The 17815-nt window shown below is 73.2% G+C and carries 12 protein-coding genes and 1 pseudogene; 8 read left to right on the top strand and 5 right to left on the bottom strand.

The window, feature by feature from the left end; translation table 11 throughout:
- Positions 1-110 precede the first annotated feature (110 nt).
- From QC282_RS02105 to QC282_RS02095, 3 genes are all read right to left on the bottom strand, one after another.
- Positions 111-1295 carry an NAD(P)/FAD-dependent oxidoreductase gene (locus QC282_RS02105; protein WP_279547411.1) on the bottom strand — a complete coding sequence of 395 codons (1185 nt, stop codon included), beginning with the start codon at positions 1293-1295 and terminating at the stop codon, positions 111-113.
- 67 nt (positions 1296-1362) lie between these two features.
- Positions 1363-2895: an amino acid adenylation domain-containing protein gene (locus tag QC282_RS02100; protein WP_279547410.1), complete on the bottom strand. Its 1533-nt coding sequence runs from the start codon at positions 2893-2895 to the stop codon at positions 1363-1365.
- Complete coding sequence (locus tag QC282_RS02095; RefSeq protein ID WP_279547409.1) at positions 2892-4835, bottom strand: polyketide synthase; 1944 nt, start codon at positions 4833-4835, stop codon at positions 2892-2894. Before QC282_RS02095 ends, QC282_RS02100 begins: the two co-directional genes overlap by 4 nt.
- A 540-nt stretch (positions 4836-5375) precedes the next feature.
- Here QC282_RS02095 and QC282_RS02090 point away from each other — a divergent pair.
- Entirely contained in the window at positions 5376-6383 is a 1008-nt protein-coding gene (locus QC282_RS02090; protein WP_279547408.1) for a GAF domain-containing protein, read from the top strand.
- 555 nt (positions 6384-6938) lie between these two features.
- Positions 6939-7745, top strand: coding sequence for a tetratricopeptide repeat protein (locus tag QC282_RS02085; protein ID WP_279547407.1), 807 nt, complete (start codon positions 6939-6941; stop codon positions 7743-7745).
- Between the two features lie 51 nt (positions 7746-7796).
- Here the strand turns inward: QC282_RS02085 and QC282_RS02080 are convergent, their stop codons facing one another.
- Complete coding sequence (locus QC282_RS02080; protein WP_279547406.1) at positions 7797-8255, bottom strand: excalibur calcium-binding domain-containing protein; 459 nt, start codon at positions 8253-8255, stop codon at positions 7797-7799.
- A gap of 216 nt (positions 8256-8471) precedes the next feature.
- Between QC282_RS02080 and QC282_RS02075 the strand changes: the two genes are divergently transcribed.
- The 5 genes and pseudogenes from QC282_RS02075 to QC282_RS02055 form a co-directional block, all read left to right on the top strand.
- Positions 8472-8945 carry a GNAT family N-acetyltransferase gene (locus QC282_RS02075; protein WP_279547405.1) on the top strand — a complete coding sequence of 158 codons (474 nt, stop codon included), beginning with the start codon at positions 8472-8474 and terminating at the stop codon, positions 8943-8945.
- Between the two features lie 551 nt (positions 8946-9496).
- A complete protein-coding gene (locus tag QC282_RS02070) occupies positions 9497-11140 on the top strand; it encodes a glycoside hydrolase family 13 protein (protein ID WP_279547404.1) in 1644 nt (547 codons plus the stop codon).
- Between the two features lie 117 nt (positions 11141-11257).
- A complete protein-coding gene (locus QC282_RS02065) occupies positions 11258-11800 on the top strand; it encodes an MOSC domain-containing protein (RefSeq protein WP_279547403.1) in 543 nt (180 codons plus the stop codon).
- A gap of 688 nt (positions 11801-12488) precedes the next feature.
- On the top strand, positions 12489-14903 hold the full coding sequence (locus tag QC282_RS02060) for a polysaccharide lyase 8 family protein (protein WP_279547402.1): 2415 nt from the start codon (positions 12489-12491) through the stop codon (positions 14901-14903).
- Between the two features lie 177 nt (positions 14904-15080).
- Positions 15081-15721 (top strand): annotated as a pseudogene (locus tag QC282_RS02055) (alpha-amylase family glycosyl hydrolase); the annotation flags it as partial.
- An 89-nt stretch (positions 15722-15810) separates the two neighbouring features.
- Here the strand turns inward: QC282_RS02055 and QC282_RS02050 are convergent.
- Positions 15811-16662 (bottom strand): phytanoyl-CoA dioxygenase family protein, encoded by an 852-nt coding sequence (locus QC282_RS02050; RefSeq protein ID WP_279547509.1) that lies wholly within the window; start codon positions 16660-16662, stop codon positions 15811-15813.
- Positions 16663-16778: 116 nt separating this feature from the next.
- On the opposite strand from QC282_RS02050, the gene QC282_RS02045 reads away from it, so the two are divergent.
- Positions 16779-17795, top strand: a complete 1017-nt coding sequence (locus QC282_RS02045; RefSeq protein WP_279547508.1) for a LacI family DNA-binding transcriptional regulator — start codon at positions 16779-16781, stop codon at positions 17793-17795.
- Positions 17796-17815: the final 20 nt, after the last annotated feature.

Here is a 17815-nt window from a genome sequence, read left to right as displayed (position 1 = left end):
GTCGCGCAGCGTCACCTTGAGTCCGGGCAACTTGTATTGATGAACTGGGGAGTTGAGAACTTCGCGCCCCGATGGGGCTGTTGCCCGGTACCCTCCGGCCCCGCACGGCGTCACAACAGGGCGAGCAGCCGGGGCGTGTAGAGGTCACCGGCGGAGGCGATCCCGGCCACCATGTCGAAGTAGATCGCGGTGAGTTCGGGGTCCGACTGCACGGCCCGCAGCAGTGACAGGCGCTGCTCGTGCGGGTCCAGCCGGGCGACCCCCAGGGTGGCCTCGTAGCCCGGCGTCAGATGGTCGTCCCGGGCCTCGGCGAACCGGGCGAGCGCCGCGTCCAGTTTGGCGGGATCGCCGTCCAGCGTGCCCTCCAGCTCCCGCACCAGATGCTCCACCTGCCAGAAGGCGTCGCTGATGCCGCGGGCCGTGATGGAGTCCTTGTGGTGACCGGCGTCACCGACCAGGACCCAGCCGGGGCCGTTGGCCTGCCGGAAGAAGTTCTGCTGGTCGCCGGTGCCGCGCAGGCGCTCCACCGGCTGCTTGCCGGACAGCCGGTCGGCCAGCGCGGGCGCGGTGCTGCGGATCTGCTCCCGGTAGGCGCGGCCGGCGTCGGTGCGGACCTCGTCGAAGCGGGACTGCGGGAAGTAGGCCAGGACCAGGGTCGCCGCGTCGTTGGTGGGCACGGCGGCCACCCAGCCGTCGTGCCGCTCGTACAGCTCCAGGCAGGCGGGCACGTCCTGCCAGTACGTGTAGTAGGCGCAGGTCAGCTGCGGATCGTGCACGGTGTACGGGGAGGCCACCAGGCGGGCGACGGCGGACCGCATGCCGTCCGCGCCGATCACCAGGTGCGCGCGTTCGGTGAACGCCCGTCCGCGGTGGCTGCCCTCGACGCCGACGACCCGCCCGGACTCGTCCCGCAGCAGGCCGGTCACCCGGCAGCGCTCACGGAACTCGGCGCCCGCCGCGCTCGCCGCGTCGACCAGCAGGGCGTCCAGGACGCGCCGCCGCGGCGCGAAGCCCTCGTGGTGGCCCTCCACCCCCCGGGCGCATCCCTCGATGCGGATGTCGGCGACCTCGTACACCGTGCGCGTCAGCGGCGGGCACCCCGAGGCGCGCACCTGGCCGAGCAGACCCCAGCGGGCGAGCGCCGCCACGCCGGGCTGGTGGATCAGGTGCGTGGACAGGACGTCGGAGCCGTATGTCCCCTTGTCGACCAGGAGTACCCGGTACCCCGCGCGGGCCAGCAGCAGGGCGGTTGACGCGCCGGCGCAGCGCGCCCCCACAACGATGGCGTCGTACATGCGGATGCCTCACAACAGACGTGGATGAGTCGGGGAAGTGTGGGGGAAGGCCGGTCGACGCAGGCGGTCAGCGAGCGTGGCCGAGTTCGGTGAGCAGGGCACGGCGGTCGATTTTGCCATTCGGGTTGAGCGGCAGCCGGTCCAGGGCGGCGATCCGACGCGGCATCATGTACGGCGGCAGCCGGCTGCCCAGCGCCGCGTACAGCCGGTCGGGGTCGCAGCCGGAGCCGCTGACGGCCGCCAGGAGCTCCGACTCGCCGTCCGCGGCGGGCACCGTGACGGCGATCGCGTCGCGCACCCCCGGCTGCTGCCGCAACGCGGCCTCGATCTCGCCCAGTTCGATCCGGTGACCGCGGATCTTGACCTGGTGGTCGGTCCGCCCCAGATGGACCAGATGACCGTCCCGCACGGTGACCCGGTCGCCGGTCCGGTACCAGTGGCGTTCCGGGGGCGGGCCCGCGTCGGCCGGGCGCAGGTCGTCGGTGAGGAAGCGGCCCGCGTTGTGCGCCGCGTCCAGGTAGCCGGAGAACCGCAGCGCGCCCCGCACGCAGAGCTCGCCGCTGTCGCCGGGCCGGCCCTCCTCGTCGAGCAGCAGGATGTCCAGGGCGGGGTAGCAGTCTCCTATCGGGGCCGTGCCGTTGGGCGTGTGCGGCCAGTCGGCCATGTCGTCGGGGAACCGGTAGGCGGTGCAGGAGATCGTCAGCTCCGTGGGTCCGTAGAGGACTTCCAGGCGGCTGCCGGGAGCGGCCGTGCGCCACTCGCGTGCCGCGTCGAGGGTCAGCGGCTCGCCGCCGAAGACGCTCCAGCGCAGCGACGGCATACTGCCCGGCCTGAGGGTGCCGAGGCGGGAGGCGAAGGAGATCAGCGACGGCACGGAGAACCAGTGGGTGAGCCGCAGGTTGTTGATGGTCTTCACCGGGGACAGCAGTTGGCTGCGTTCGGGCACGACGAGCGTGCCGCCGCCCGCCCAGGCGACGAACAGGTCGTGGACGGAGCCGTCGAAGGTCAGCTCGAAGGTCTGCGACAGGCGGCTGCCGGGCCCGATGCCGTAGCGGCCGGCGACCTGCTCCAGATAGGCACAGATGTTGCGGTGCCGGATCGGCACGCCCTTGGGGGCGCCGGTCGAACCCGACGTGAAGATGATGTACGCGAGGTCGTCCGGGCCGGCCTGCCGGTGCGGCACGTCGGGCGCGGGCCCGTCGGCGAGGGCGGCCAGCTCCGCGGGCCCGGCCGCCCGGACGGGCACACCGAGGTCCCCCGCGGCGCCGGGATCCTCGGCCAGGACCAGGTCCAGGCCGGCCGCCGCGGCGATCTCGGCGGTGCGCGAGGCGGGATGCTCGGGGTTGAGCGGCACGACGGCCGCCCCGGCCCGCAGGATGGCGAGGTAACCGGCATACGCGGTCACCGAACGCGCCGCGAGCAGCCCGATCCGCCGGGGCGCGCCGCCGGCCGCGTCGGGCAGGCGGGCGGCGAGCCGCTCGGCGAGGTCCAGCAACTGCCCGTAGGTCAGCTGTCTCCCGGCGACTTCCAGGGCCGTCTCGCCGGGATGGGCCGCGGCCGAGCGGGCGAACCAGTCGTAGACGGTGCGCGGTTCGCTCATCGGCCGGCCGTCTGCAGCTCGCGCGTCCACTGCCGCAGCTCGCCGACCGTGCGCAGCCGGCCGAACCCCTCCGGGTCGACCTCCTGCTGGCACCGTTTGGCCAGTTCCACCACGATCCGCAGTTTCGCCAGCGAGTCGATGCCGATGTCGGTGAGGGAGGAGGTGTCGTCGAAGCCGGTGCGCGCGTGTTCGCGCAGGACCCAGGCAGCGAGGTCGCCCGTGCCGTCGTCGTGCTCCTCTCCGGGCCAGTACCGGCGGGTCTGCCACGGGTAGGCAGGCAGCGGCACGAAGCGCCCGGGCGCGCCGAACACGGCCGTCCAGTCCACGTCCTCGCCTCTGCGGTAGCGGTCGGCGACGGCCGACAGGGGGCGCCCGTCCAGCTGCGGGGACCCGGTGAGGGCCGCCGCCAGCTCCGCGTGGCTGCTGCCGAGGACGGCCCTGCGGTGGGCGTGGTGCCCGCGCCGCGCGAGGGCGCTGTAGCAGATGTCGCGCACCGAGTACGAGGCTCCGGCGCCGTCGGGGCACAGCCACTCGACGTAGGACCGGGCCAGCGCGTCGAGGGCGGCGGCGCTGTGCGCGGAGAGGGCCAGTACGTACGGTGTGCCGTCCGGGGCCGGGTGGGCCGGGGCGGCGGGGAAGGTGGCCTGCCGGAGGATCACGTGGGCGTTGAGGGCCGAGGAGCCCTGCCCGCAGATTCCGGCGACGGCCGCTCTGCCCCGGTCGGGCAGGGGCGTGAGCCGCCGCGGCACGGTGATCGGCAGCCGGTCCCAGTCGACGCCCGGATGGGGGGTGTCCAGGTGCAGGCTGGCCGGCACCTGGCCGTGCTCCAGGCACAGCACGGTCTTGATCAGACCGGCCATGCCGCCGCCGGCCTCGGCGTGCCCGATGTTGGTCTTGACCGAACCGACCAGCAGTGGCCGGTCCGCGGGGCGGCCCGCGCCGAGCACCCGGCCCAGCGCGGTCAGTTCCAGCGGGTCGAGGGTGGGCGATCCGGAGCCGTGCGCCTCGACGTAGTCGACGTCGGCCGGGTCCACCCCGGCGTCCTCGTACGCCCAGCGCAGCACGTCGAGCTGGCCCTGCAGCGACGGGTTGAGGACGGTGTCGCTGGTGCGGCCGTCGTTGCCGACGGCGCTGCCCTGGATGACGGCGCGGATGCGGTCGCCGTCGGCCAGCGCGGCGGCCAGCGGCTTGAGCACCACGACCGCCACGGCGTCGCTGGGGGAGTACCCGTCGGCGCCCGCGTCGCCGAACTTGGAGCGCCCGTCGCTTGCCATGGCACCGGCGTGGCTGAGCACCAGGCTTTCGTCCGCGCGCAGCGGGATGTTCACCCCGGCGGCCAGGGCGAGCGGGCTCTCCCCGGCCCGCAGGCTCTGCACGGCCTGGTGCACGGCGACGAGCGACGAGGAGCAGGCGGTGTCCACCACGACGCTGGGGCCGCGGAAGTCGAAGAAGTGGGACAGCCGGGCGGGCAGCAGTGAACGGAAGTTGTTGAGACTGGCGGCCGTCACGGTCTCCTGGCCGCGCCGGAGGGCGACTTCGAGGTAGTCGGCCCGGGCGTTGCCGACGAACACCCCGGTCCGGCTGCCCGCCAGCAGGTCGGGACGCTGACCGGCGTCCTCAAGCGCGTCCCAGGCGGTCATGAGCAAGAGGCGCTGCTGCGGGTCGAGTTCGGTGGCCTCGGTGGGGGACATGGCGAAGAACTCGGCGTCGAAGTCGGCGACGCCGTCGACGTAGCCGCCGCGGCGACCGGCTATGCGGCCCTGCGCGGGCCCGGGGGCATGAAGGGTGTCGACGTCGTACCGGTCACCGGGCGTCTCGCTGGTGGCGTCCACGCCGGCGCGCAGCAGAGCCCACAGTTGGTCGGGTCCTGACGCACCGGGCAGCCGGCAGGCCATGCCGATCACCGCCACCGACCGAGCGTCCACGTCGGACCTGTTCATTGAGAGCACTCCGTTCCATGCGATCGCCACTGTCCGTACGTTATGACGTTGTTGACCTTGCTCCAACGTAACTCCCGCTTCCGGCGAGACGCTTGACGCGGTGGCCACTGTGAACGGGCCAGGTCCGGGCGGGACCCCAAGGGGTGCTGCCCTTCAGACGGGCGGTGTGAACGTGGGTAAAACCCACCGCCGAGGCCCTCGCCGCCCCGGGCTCGAAGGTTCGTTCGAGTGTCGTCTGTCACGTTGGTCGGGTGGCGTCGGTGTCGAAAACAAGCCCATCGCACGATTGTCAGGCGCAAAATCGTTTCGGTTCTGCGTCAACCAAGAAATGACGGGAAGTGATCGCTGCTGGTTCAAACATCGAGAAACGTGGACAGAATCCCAGAATGGCCACCTGTCGACCGGCCTCGGAGTACGCTCCGGACCGCGCCCCGCGCCAAGTCATCCTGGTACCGGAAGTGTTGACGATGTGGCAGGAGAGCGGGGAATGACCGAGAGGGGTGGCCCATCGCGGCCGGATCTCTGCTTTGATCGGACCTCATGGAATCCCTGTCATCCGAACACGATCGTCTCGCCGGCGAACAGAGGACGCTGCGGCTGAGGATTCTCGGCCTCAATGCGGTGGAGGCGGAAGCCACCTTTGACCGTATTGCGCGCCTCGCGGCCAGTTTCACCCATGCTCCGTTGGCCATGGTCAACTTCATCAACGACGAGCGGCAGATGTTCCGCGGCATGTACGTGCCCACCTCCTCCCCCGAGGAGACCGCGAACGCCGACGGCGGCGGCATACCGTTCGACCTGAGCAACCTCGCGCGCGAGGCGCCGGGCGACTACGGCTTCTGCCCCCACGTCGTCGCCCAGCAGACCCAGCTCGCCCTGGAGGACGTTTTCGACTACCCGCGCTTCAAGGGCAACCCGCTGGTCAACGACCTGGGAGTGCGCTCCTACCTGGGCACTCCGCTGCGCGACAACACGGGCATGATCCTCGGCACCGTGTGCGTCGCTGACTTCAAGCCCCGCGCCTGGGACCGCCAACTGCGCCAGGGCATGCACGAACTGACGGAGACCCTGCTGTCCGAGTTCCGGCTGCGCGACAGCCTGCTCGCCCAGCAGCAGGAACTCTTCGCCGTCTTCGACGGGGCGCCGTTCCCCATCATGCTCACCGAAGGCCCCGAGCACCTGCTGCGCTACGCCAACGGCAGGCAGGGCCAGGCCTTCGGCATGGTCCGCCAGTTCAGCCCGGGCCGCCAGGTGCTGCCCGGCCTCGACGCCGTCGGGGTCTTCAACGCGATGGACGACGCGCTCGCCACGGGCCGGCCCACCACGGTGCCGCAGGTGGCGCTCCGCACGTGCGACGCCCCGATGCCGCAGGACTTCAGCTTCCTGTGCACACCGGTGCGCACCTCCCCGGGCGCGCCGTTCAAGGGCGTCCTCACGGTGGCCATGAACACCTCGGGACAGGGCTACGCCGGGGCCGAGCCGCAGGCCTTCGCCGCCAATGTGCAGCAGCAGTTCGAACGGCTGGGTGGGGGCCCGCTGTCCGACTGAACGCCTGACCGCGGGCGGCGGGACGCCCGGCCCCGCGCCGGGCCCCGCCGGGTCCGGCAGAGCGCGGTTCCGCACTTCGCGGCGGCAGGGCGGCGCGGAGTACGGGAACGCGGGGACCGGCCGCCGGGAACGGGGCCCGCACGGCCGCGGCCCGCGGGTCCCCGTCCGGTCGCGACGGCGCAGAGCCGCGCCCCGACGCCGTCGCGCTCGTCGGCCGGAGGCAGGGGGACGGCCCGTCGGCGGCGCCGGCCGGGGTGTCCTGTCGGGCCGGGTCGAGTATCGCCCGCTCGGACCGTGTCGCGGCCGGCAGCCGCCGGGGCCGGGTGACCGCCGCTCGTCGGCGTGCCACGGTCCGCAGTCGCCGGGGTCGGGCGACCGCCGCCCCGGTGCCGGCCGCCGGCGTTCCTTCCGGTTCGCCCGGCCCGACCGGCCCGCCCGGCACGGTGGCTCGCCGGCCGTCGGCCGCTGTCCGCACCGACAGCGGCCGTGAGTCAACGGGGGAGAGGGGCGTGTTCGCCCGGCCCGTACTCGATCACGCGTGGAGGATCAGCCTCGATGACCGCGCCCACCACGGACGCCAGCGTCCGACAGGCCCGACAAGCCCTTCGCGAGGGTGACTTCGCCGCCTCGGTGCGGCTCTACGCCCGGGTCCTCGGCCGTCCGCCCACGGGGCCGGACACCGAGGACGCCGACACCCTGCAGGCCCGCGCCGACTATGCGCTCGCCCTGAACGGACTCGCCCGCCACACGCGCGCCGAGGTCCAGTTGCAGCACGCCCTCGAAGGCCAGAAGTCCTTACTGGGCCCGGACCATCCGGCCACGCTGACCACGATGGCCCGGCTGGCCGACAACGTCGGCGAACAACGCCGGTGCGCGCAGGCCTACGAACTCGCTCGCACCGCCGTCAACCACGCCCTGCGAGCGTTCGGCGCCGACCATCCCGCGGCACTGACCGCGCGTCTCAGCCTCGGCCGCGCGCTGTCCCTCACCCGGCCCTACGAGGCCGAGCCCGTCGTGCGTGCCGCGCTGCGGGACATCGACCGGGTGCTCGGCCCCGGGCACTGCGACAGCTGGTCCGCGCGCCACCTCCTGGCGGGGATCCTGCGCACGGTGGGCCGGCTGGCGGAGGCGGAGACCGTCGCCCGCGAGGTGATCGCCGTGCGGCAGCGCCACCAGGGCGCCGAACACCCGGACACGCTCAGGGCCCAGGCCGACCTGGCGCTGGTGCTGAGCGCCGCAGGCCGGACCGGTCAGGCCCGGGCGCTGATGCAGACGGTGGTGGACGTCAGCACGGCGGCTCTGGGAGAGGAACACCCCTGCACCTCACGCTTCCGCGCGGACCGCGAGGCGGTCGCCGGGTAGAGGTGCGGCGCGCTCTCCGCGGTCCCGTCGCGGCGCGGTGGGTGTCGCGCGTCATCCCCAGTCGCAGCCGGTCCCGTCGCCGTCACGGTCGAGGTGACGGCCGTAGCCGGGGTCGCCCCGGTGGACGGGGGCGGCTCCGGCGGCCCGTGCCGCGGCGCAGTTGTCGTAGGAGACGCTGCCCCCGCCGCTGCCGCCGGAGCTTTCGTCGGTGCCGGGATCTGCGGCCGGCTCGGCGGTGACGGTCCGGGTGACCTTGACCTTCACGGTTTCCGTGACGGTGGGCGCGGGTTCGGGCTCGGTCTCGGGCTGCGCGGTCACGGTGGCAGTGGCGGTGACCGTCGCGGTGGGCCGCGCCTCGGCAACGGCCGGCTTCGCGTCGCCGTCCGGCTGCGAGCCGCCGGCACCGGCTCCGATGCCGAGGAAGAAGGCGAGGCCGAGCGCGGGCAGCACGTAGCGCTTGCGTGCCCATTTCGGCGCCGGCGCGCCTGTCGGCACGTACGGATTGGTCATGTCGCCCCCTGGTTGAACGTTGGAGCACCAAGAGTAGAGTTTTCGTGAAGGAAATGTGATGCCCTTGGTGGGATTCGCCGCCGCGCTGCGGTGAGGGGGCGTTCGGGGGCGTCAGTCCTGACGCGTACGGGCAGGCACCGCCGTCCGTCGCGCCGTTCCGGGACATATCCTCACCCGGTCGACCAGCGCCGCCGCAACCGAATCGAGGGTCCCCGGATGACGACCACACTCGGGCTGCGGGAGATCACCCCCGCCAACTTCGAAGCGGCGATCGGTCTGCGGGTCCGCCCGGATCAGGAGCACCTGGTGGCGCCGGTCGTGACGTCGCTGGCCGAGGCGTATGTCCACCCCGGCGTCGCATGGCCCCGCCTCGTGGTCGACGGTGAGCGGCCCGTCGGCTTCCTCATGGCCTTCTTCGGCATCGACTGGAGCGGCGACGGCACGGGAACCGACGTGCGTTCCGGCCTGTGGCGCCTCACCATCGCGGACGGCGAACAGGGCCGGGGCTACGGCCGGTTCGCCGTGGAGTCGGTCGCCGCCGAGATCCGTCGGCGCGGCGGCACCCGCCTGACCACCACCTGGCACCCGGGCGCGGACGGACCCGAGGGCTTCTACCTCGGGCTCGGATTCCGTCCGACCGGGGAGACCAGCGGCGACCAGACAGTCGGTGAGCTGGACCTGCGCGGCTGAGGCCGACGGCCCGTCAGCCGTGCGGACGCTCGCCGGTGCCGCCCTGATCCTGTCGAGGTCGGGGTGGCGGAGCGGTCGTCGCGCGGGGGAGCACGTGGGCGGGCGCGACGATGCGCCGTTGGTGGTCCTGAGCGCGCGGCCTTCGCCCGGCTGATCGGTGCCGGCCCGACCGGTGACAGCGGCGCCGGCACAGGGAAGAACAACAGCGGCCGGAGTCGGCGGCTCGGGGCGCGGCGGTGTGGGAGGCGAACGGCATGACCCTCATGACGGAACGGCGCCGCGGGCTGCCCCACGCGGGAGCCGCCGTGGTCGGGCGGGCCGGTCGGGAGTCGCCGTGGTGGGGCGGGCCGGTCGGGAGTCACCGTGGTGGGGCGGGCCGGTCGGGAGCCGCCGTGGTGGGGCGGGCCGGTCGGGAGCCGCCGTGGCGGGGGCTGCCTGCCCCCGGTTCTCCGGCTGCCGGTCTCCGGCCCGCGCCGCACCCGAGACATCGCCGCCGCCCGCCTCGGCCGCCCGCGCCCACGTCCTCGACGTCCAAGGAGCATCGTCCTCACATGACCGACACCCCCGCACCGTGGTGGCGCAGCGCCGTCATCTACCAGGTCTACATCCGCAGCTTCGCCGACGGAAACGGTGACGGCGTCGGCGACATCGCCGGCATCCGCTCCCGCCTGCCGTACCTGAAGGACCTCGGCGTCGACGCCATCTGGATCAACCCCTGGTACAAGTCCCCGATGGCCGACCACGGTTACGACGTCGCCGACTTCCGCGAGATCGACCCGCTGTTCGGCACCCTGGCCGACGCGGAGCAGCTCATCGAGGAAGCCCACCGGCACGGCATCCGCGTCATCCCCGACATCGTGCCCAACCACACCTCCGACCAGCACGCCTGGTTCCGCGCGGCGGTGGCGGCCGGACCGGGCAGCCCGGAGCGCGAACGCTACGTGTTCCGTCCCGGCCGGGGCCCCGACGGCGCCGAGCCGCCCAACGACTGGGTGTCCTGCTTCGGCGGCCCGGCCTGGACACGGCTGCCCGACGGCGAGTGGTACCTGCACCTGTTCGCCCCCCAGCAGCCGGACCTCAACTGGCAGAACACCGAGGTGCGCGCGGAGTTCGAGGACATCATCCGCTTCTGGTTCGGCCGCGGCGTCGACGGATTCCGCATCGACGTCGCGCACGGTCTGGTCAAGCACCCCGAACTTCCCGACCTGCCGCCCCGCTGCGCCCCGGACGACGGGCAGCCCCTGCGGCACGTCGAGCACCCGCACTGGGACCGCGACGAGGTCCACGACATCTACCGCGCCTGGCGCAGGGTGGCCGACGAGTTCCCCGGCGACCGTGCCTTCGTCGCCGAGGCCTGGGCGGAAACCCCCGAACGGCTCGCCGCCTACGTCCGCTCCGACGGCCTGCACACCGCGTTCAACTTCGACTTCCTCATGTCGAGTTGGGACCCCAAGGGCCTGCGCGCCGTCATCGACAACTCCCTCGCCATGCTCGGCGCGGTCGGCGCGCCCGCCACCTGGGTCCTGTCCAACCACGACGTCGTGCGCCACGTGAGCCGCTACGGCCGCAAGACCGTCAGGCGCTGGGTGGCCAACGAGCCCTACCGCCCCGAAGGCCCCCTCAACCTGGAACTGGGCACCCGCCGGGCCCGCGCGGCCGCGCTCCTCATGCTAGCCCTGCCCGGCGGCGCCTACATCTACCAGGGCGAGGAACTCGGCCTGCCCGAGGTCGAGGACCTGCCCGAGGCCGTGCTCCAGGACCCCATCTGGGAACGCTCCGGCCACACCGACCGCGGCCGAGACGGCTGCCGCGTCCCCATCCCGTGGTCGGGCGCGGACACGCCCTACGGCTTCAGCCCCGACGGCACCACCTCCGCCCCCTGGCTGCCGCAGCCCGCCGGCTGGGCCGAGCGCAGCGTGGCGGCACAGACCGGCGACGGCACCTCGATGCTGGAGCTGTACCGCACCGCGCTGCGCGTGCGCCGCTCCCACCCCGCCCTCGGCGACGGCACGCTGACCTGGCTGGAAGCCCCGGACGGGGTCCTCGTGTTCCGCCGCGAGCCGGGATTCGTCTGCGTCGTCAACCTCTCGGCCGAGGCGCATGCCCTGCCCGGCCACTCCTCGGTCCTGCTGTCCAGCGGCCCCGTCGAGGGCGGCCTCCTGGCACCCGACCAGGCGGTCTGGCTGGAGGCGTAGCGGACGGTGCCGGGGGCGTCGGTCCGCACTGCCGCGGCGCCCCCGCTCCCGTGCGAGGGCCGACTCCTTGGTTAGGGTCAGGGACGAACTGCGTTTCCGGCGAGGGGGATTCACGACATGCGCGGGACAGTGACAGCGGTCAGCAGCAACGGCGCGTACGCGTTCAGCAAGCCGAACCGCGAGAGCATCACGCTGCTCGCCGGGCTCGGCGTGGCGGGCGACGTGCACGCCGGTGTGACGGTCAAGCACCGCTCGCGCATGGCGCAGGACCCCACCCGGCCGAACCTGCGCCAGGTCCACCTCATCCACGAGGAACTGTTCGCCGAGGTCGGCGCGGAGGGCTTCAAGGTGGCGCCGGGTGAACTCGGCGAGAACATCACCACCCGGGGCATCGACCTGCTGGGCCTGCCCGTCGGCACCTTGCTGCGCGTCGGCGCCGAGGCGGTGCTGGAGGTGACGGGGCTGCGCAACCCGTGCGTCCAGATCGACGCGTTCCAGGACGGGTTGCTGAAGCAGGTCGTCGGCCGCGACGAGGCCGGCAACCTGGTGCGCAGGGCCGGAATCATGAGCGTCGTGCGGGAAGGCGGCGTGGTGCGCCCCGACGACACGATCACGGTGGAACTCCCCAGCGGGCCGCACCGCCCGCTCGACCGCGTCTGAACGTCCCGCCCCACCAGGCATCCGGGGCCGCTCCCTCAGGGAGCGGCCCCTCATTCGTGCGTGCCCGCCGAGGGTGCGGCCCGGGCGGCCGACGACCCGCCGCTGCGGGTGCGTCGCACCGTGGGCGCCGGTGCCTCGTACGAGCGGGGGCGGACCCGGCACGGGGGGTTCCTGATCCGTCCCCGCTCGTCGGCGCCCGCAGCTTCCCCAAGTGGCAGGCGCCTTGCCCCGGTTCGGCGGGGTTACTCCTTCCAGCGCGGCGGGCCACCGGAGTGTCACCCGCGGCTCTCCCTGTTCTGCTCCCGCCCCGGCGCCCGGTTCGTGATCAACGGTTCCGCGAACTCCGCGCCGGCGGCGCGCGTCCCGAGGGCACAGGGGCAGGAACCGCGCGACTGACCACCGCCCGACCGGGGTGGCCGGCCCGTCCGGTCACCCCGGTAACACGGCGTCGGCGGGCGCCCGAAACGGTGGAGGACGGCCTTATGGCCGAACGGGCCGGACCCGACCGGGTGCCGGGACGCGTCGTCGCGCGTCCCCTGGGGCAGGAAAGGGGTGTTCCAGCTGCTGCCGGTGGAGGCGAGGGGGAAGGGTCTCGCGAACGCGGGGGACAGCAGGCAGCGCCACCGAGCGAAACGCACGTACCCGGCCACCCACCCGTTCCCGTTCCCCTTCACCGGAGGTCTTCCGCATGCCCTCCCTGTCCCGCCGGACCCTGCTGTACGCCGTGCTCGCCGCCGGCGCGGCGGCCCCCCTGAACCTCACGGCCACCGGCCGGGCCCACGCCGCCGACGCCTACGACACCCTGCGCCTGAAGTGGCGCGACCTCCTCCTCGGCACCGGCTACGACCCGGCCGCCGAGCCCTACGCGAGCCGGCTCGCCCTCCTCGGCGAGACCGCCGCCCAACTCCGCGCCACGCTGCGCCCGGCCGCCGGTTCCCTGTGGCCCGAGCTGGTCTACGCCGACCCCGAACCCGACACCGACCCCGAGTCGTTCACCCACTCCGAGAACCTCGGCACCAGCTACAACCGGCTGCGCATCCTCACCGAGGCCTACGCCCAGCCCGGCACCGGACTCACCGGCGACCCCGCCCTGCGCACCGAGATCCTCACCGCCCTCGACCACCTCCACGACGAGGCCTACCACCCGGGACAGACCCGCTACGGCAACTGGTGGAACTGGCAGATCGGCATCCCGCAGGCACTGCTCGACATCTGCGCCCACCTGTACGACCACCTCGGCGCCACCCGCGTCGCCGACTTCACCGCGGCCGTCGACCACTTCGTCCCCGACAGCGTCGTCGCCGACTACACCGGCATCTCCACCGGCGCCAACCGGGTCGACCTGTGCCGGGTCCTCGCCCTGCGCGGCGTCATCGGCAAGGACCCCGCCAAGCTCGCCCTCGCCCGGGACGCGCTCGCCCCGGTCTTCCCGTACGTCACCTCCGGCGACGGCCTGTACACCGACGGCAGCTTCATCCAGCACACGTACGTGCCGTACACGGGCACCTACGGCGCCGTCCTGCTCGGCGGCCTGTCCCTCCTGCTCACCCTGCTCGACGGCTCTGCCTGGGACGTCACCGACCCGAACCGGCAGATCGTGTTCGACTCGGTCGAGAAGGCCTACGCGCCGTTCCTCTACAACGGCCTCGTCATGGACAGCGTCTCCGGACGTGCCGTCAGCCGGGGCGTGCAGCAGAAGGACACCCGCCGGATCCTCCAGGACGACCACCTGCGCGGCCACATCCTCATCGCCTGCATCGCCCTGCTCGGCAACTGCGCCTCCGGCGCCGAGAAGGCACGCTGGGACGGCATGATCAAGGGCTGGATCGCCCGCGACCGCCACCGGCCCGTCCTGGCGAGCGACGCCCTCGGGGTCGCCCAGCTCGCCCGCCTCAAGGCCGTCGCGGACAGCACCGCCACACCGGCCACCCCCGAACCGGTCGGCCACCGCCTCTTCCCCGCGGCGGACCGAGCCGTCCACCGCCGCCCCCGCTGGGCCGCGAACGTCTCCATGGCCTCCGACCGCATCACCCACTACGAGAACGGCAACGGCGAACACCTCCGCGGCTGGCACACCGGCTCCGGAATGCTCTACTGGTGGGGCGACACCTACGGCAACGACCAGTACAGCGACGCCTTCTGGGCCACCGTCGACCCCATGCGGCTGCCCGGCACCACCGTCTCCCGCAAACCGCTCGCCGACGCCGAGGGCGGCAGCTGGGGCGCGCCGCGTCCCGACGTGCGGTGGGTCGGCGGCACCACCGACGGCACCTACGCGGCCGTCGGCCAGCACCTCAAAGGCCTGTCCTCCACCCTCGTCGCGAAGAAGTCGTGGTTCTTCCTCGACGACGCGATCGTCTGCCTGGGCGCGGGCATCCACGGCCGTGACGGCACCGGCGTCGAGACGATCGTCGACAACCGCAACCTGGGCGCCGACGGCACCCACACGCTCACCGTCGACGGCGGACGCGGGCCCGCCGCGCTCGGCTCGGCCCACCTGTACAGGGGCGCCGGCTGGGCGCACCTCGCGGGCTTCGGCGGCTACGTCTTCCCCGGCGGCGCGGGCCTCCGGACGCTGCGCGAGGCCCGTAGCGGCGCCTGGTCGGACATCAACACCGGCGGCACCACCGACCCCGTCACGCGCCGCTACCTCACCCTGTGGTTCGACCACGGCACCGACCCCACCGGCGAGCGCTACGCCTACCTGCTGCTGCCCGGGGCGACCGCGGCACAGACCGCGGCCCGGGCCCGCGACCGGGGCCGCGTCAGGCTCCTGGCCAACACCGACGCCCAGCAGGGTGTCCGCGACACCGCCCTCGGCTTCACCGGCGTCAACTTCTGGCTCGCGGGGACCGTCGGCGACCTCACCGCCACCGCCCCGGCCGCCGTGCTGGTCCGTGAGACGGGCGGCACGGCCACCCTCTGCGTCTCCGGGCCGCTGCGCGACGGCGTGGCCATCGACGTGACCTGGCACCGCCCGGTGGTGTCGGTGACGTCCCACGACCCCACCGTCCAGGTGCTGTCGACGGGGAAGCAGGTCACATTGCGGGTCACGCCGGGCACGGCGGGCGCGGTGCACCGGGCGGTGGTGCGACCGGGGTGAGACCCGCGCCGACAGGGCGGGCTGACAGGAGCGCCGACCGGCGCGCCGGTGAACGAGCAGGACGGAAAGGTCCAGCACAAGCGCTTGCGCTGCTTGCGCTGGGCTTGCGTACGCGTTCGGCGCCCTGGCCGCGTGGCAGCCCTCAACCCGCCCCGCACCGACGACCGGTGGCGCGACGAGGACGTCCTGCGCTTCTGGTTCGAACGCGGTGTCGCCGGCGTGCGCGTCGACTCCGCGGCCCTGCTCGCCAACGACCCGGCGCTGCCCGACTTCGTGGCGGGCGTCGACCCCACCCGTACATCGCCCAGGACGAACTCCACGACATCTGCCGCTCGTGGCGGGCCGTCGCCGACGAGTAGGGGGAGTCTCCGTCGGCGAGATGTGGCTGCCCGACCCCGAGTGCTTCGCCCGCTACCTGCGGCCCGACGAAACCTGCGGCCCGACGAACTGCACACGGCCTTCAACTCCACGTTCGTGACCTGCCCCTGGGACCCGGACCGGCTGCGCCGCACCGTGGACGGCACCCTCGCCGAGCACGCCCCCGCAGGGGTCCCGGCCACCTGGGTGCTGTGCAACCTCGCCCCAGGCACCCGTCGCGCCCGCGCCGCCGCGCTGCTCACCCTGGCCCCCCGGGATCGGTCCACCTCTACCAGGGCGAGGAACTCGGTCTGCCCGAGACCGACATCCCGCTGGACCGCATCCAGGACCCGATGCACTTCCGCTCGGGCGGCACGGACCCCGGCCGGGACGGCTGCCGGGTCCCCGTGCCGTGGGCCGCAGACGAACCGCACTGCGGCTTCGGTTCCCGCTCGCAGCCGTCTGGCTGCGCGCCTGACGGTGGGGCGACAGGCGCCTGTGCCCGGCGACGGGGGGGCTGGGGGTACGGAGGAGGGCAACGAGGAAGGGCTCAGGCGTCCCCCATCACCAGGCCCTCGATGGTGTGCTTCTGCGTCACCGGGATCAGCTTTTCCACCACGGCGCAGTCGAGGTGCCGGCGCACCCGGTCGGACAGCGTGTCCCAGTAGCCGCGGGTGACCGCCATGTCGTGCCGCTCGCCGTTGGTCGCCTCGGGACCGTCCACGCCGAGCACGAGCACCGGGCGGGACTTGGCGGACTCGTTGGCCGTGCCCCGGTGGATGGTCAGCGCCGACCGGGCGGAGATGTCGCCCCGCTGGGGGTACTTGCGCACCGCGCGCTCCTGGTACCGGCCGTAGCGCGAGCGGGGCGGGAACATGCCGTGGTCGAAGTCGGGGCCGTCGTCCCACTGGGTGCCCGGCGCGATCTCGAACGGGCCCATGTCGGGAGTGGTGTCGACGGTCGTGAGGTTGAAGGCGAGCGAGGTCAGGCGACGCTCGCGCCGGGTCTCCTCGGGGATGGGGAAGTCCCGGTGCCAGGGCTGGTTGACGGCGCCCTCCAGCGGAACGTCGAAGCCCAGCTCGACCACACGGTAGTCGGGTCCGAGGACCGCGGTGCACACGGACCGCACCCAGGGATGGTCGACGAGGTCGACGAAGCCGCGGATCTGCTCGGGGTGGATCTCGACGTAGTAGCGGTTCGGACCCCGCCCGACCGCGCCGCCGGGGCGGGCGAGGGCCTCCGCGAAAGCGGCGTCGACGTCCTCCCGCAGCCGGTCCACCCACGGCACGGGGAAGGCGCCCTTGAAAGCGGTGATGCCGTCCTCGTACAGGGCGGACACATCGGCCGTGACGTCGACGTCCAGCGCGGCGACGCTGATCCCCGGAAACACGTGCGACCCCATTGATTCCTCCTGGCCCTCGGTGACGGCTCTCATGGTGCATCGGTGATTGCAACGTTGCAATGGTGCTGGGCAAGATCTCTGGTGCCGCCCCCGCGCAGCGTGCGAAGATGACCGCCGTGAGGAGCCGTCTGAAGGATGTCGCCGCCGTGGCGGGCGTGTCGGTGCGTACGGTGTCCAACGTCGTCAGCGGCTCGGCGGCCGTGGCGGAGGAGACCCGGGCGCGCGTCCAGGCCGCCCTCGACGAGCTGGGCTACCGCCCGAACTTCGCCGCGCGCAACCTCCGCGCGGGCCGCACCGGACTGATCGGCCTGGCGATTCCCGAGCTGCACTCGCCCTATTTCTCGGAACTCGCCGGCCTCCTCGTGGACGCCGCGCAGCAGCGGTCCTGGACCGTCGTCATCGACCAGACCTTCGGCGACCCGGAGGCCGAACGCCGGCTGCTGGAGGACAGCGGTGGGCGCCTGGTCGACGGCCTGATCATCAGCCCCTGGTCCGTGAGCCCGGAGGAACTGGCCCTGAGCGCCCGTGACGTGCCCGTCGTCCTGCTGGGCGAGCAGGACCCGAACGGGGCCGCCGACCGGGTGGCCGTGGACAACGTACTCGCCGCCGACCAGGCGACGACCCACCTGATCGAGACGGGACGCCGGCGCATCGCGGCGATCGGCCTCCAGCCGCACCTGCGCAACGGCACGGCCCGCCAGCGGCTGGACGGCTACCACACCGCCCTGCGGCGCGCGGGCCTGACGCCCGACCCCGCCCTGGAGAAGGCGGTCGCAGCCCTGCACCGACAGGACGGCGCGCAGGCGATGACCGCCCTGCTGGAATCCGGTGCGCGACCGGACGCCGTCTTCGCGTTCAGCGACGAACTCGCCCTGGGCGCCCTGCACGTGGCGTGGCGGAGCGGACTGCGCATCCCGGACGACCTCGCCGTGGTCGGCTTCGACGACGTCGAGGACGCGCGCTACTCCAACCCGCCCCTGACGACCGTCGTCCCCGACAAACAGCAGATCGCCGAGCGTGCCCTGCGGTGCCTGGCGGACCGCATCGACAACCCTGGCGCGGACGTGCCCGCACTGGACGTCGTCGTCCCCCACCGCCTGGAGATCCGGGGCAGCACCCGGCGCGCCGGTTGACGCGCCCGCTCCCGAAGCGG

It is taken from the genome of Streptomyces sp. DH24 (genome assembly GCF_029813775.1).
In the GTDB taxonomy this organism is placed as follows: Bacteria; Actinomycetota; Actinomycetes; order Streptomycetales; family Streptomycetaceae; genus Streptomyces.
The sequence above is the reverse complement of the archived record's forward strand: the minus strand, read 5'-3'. Positions and strand labels throughout refer to the sequence as shown.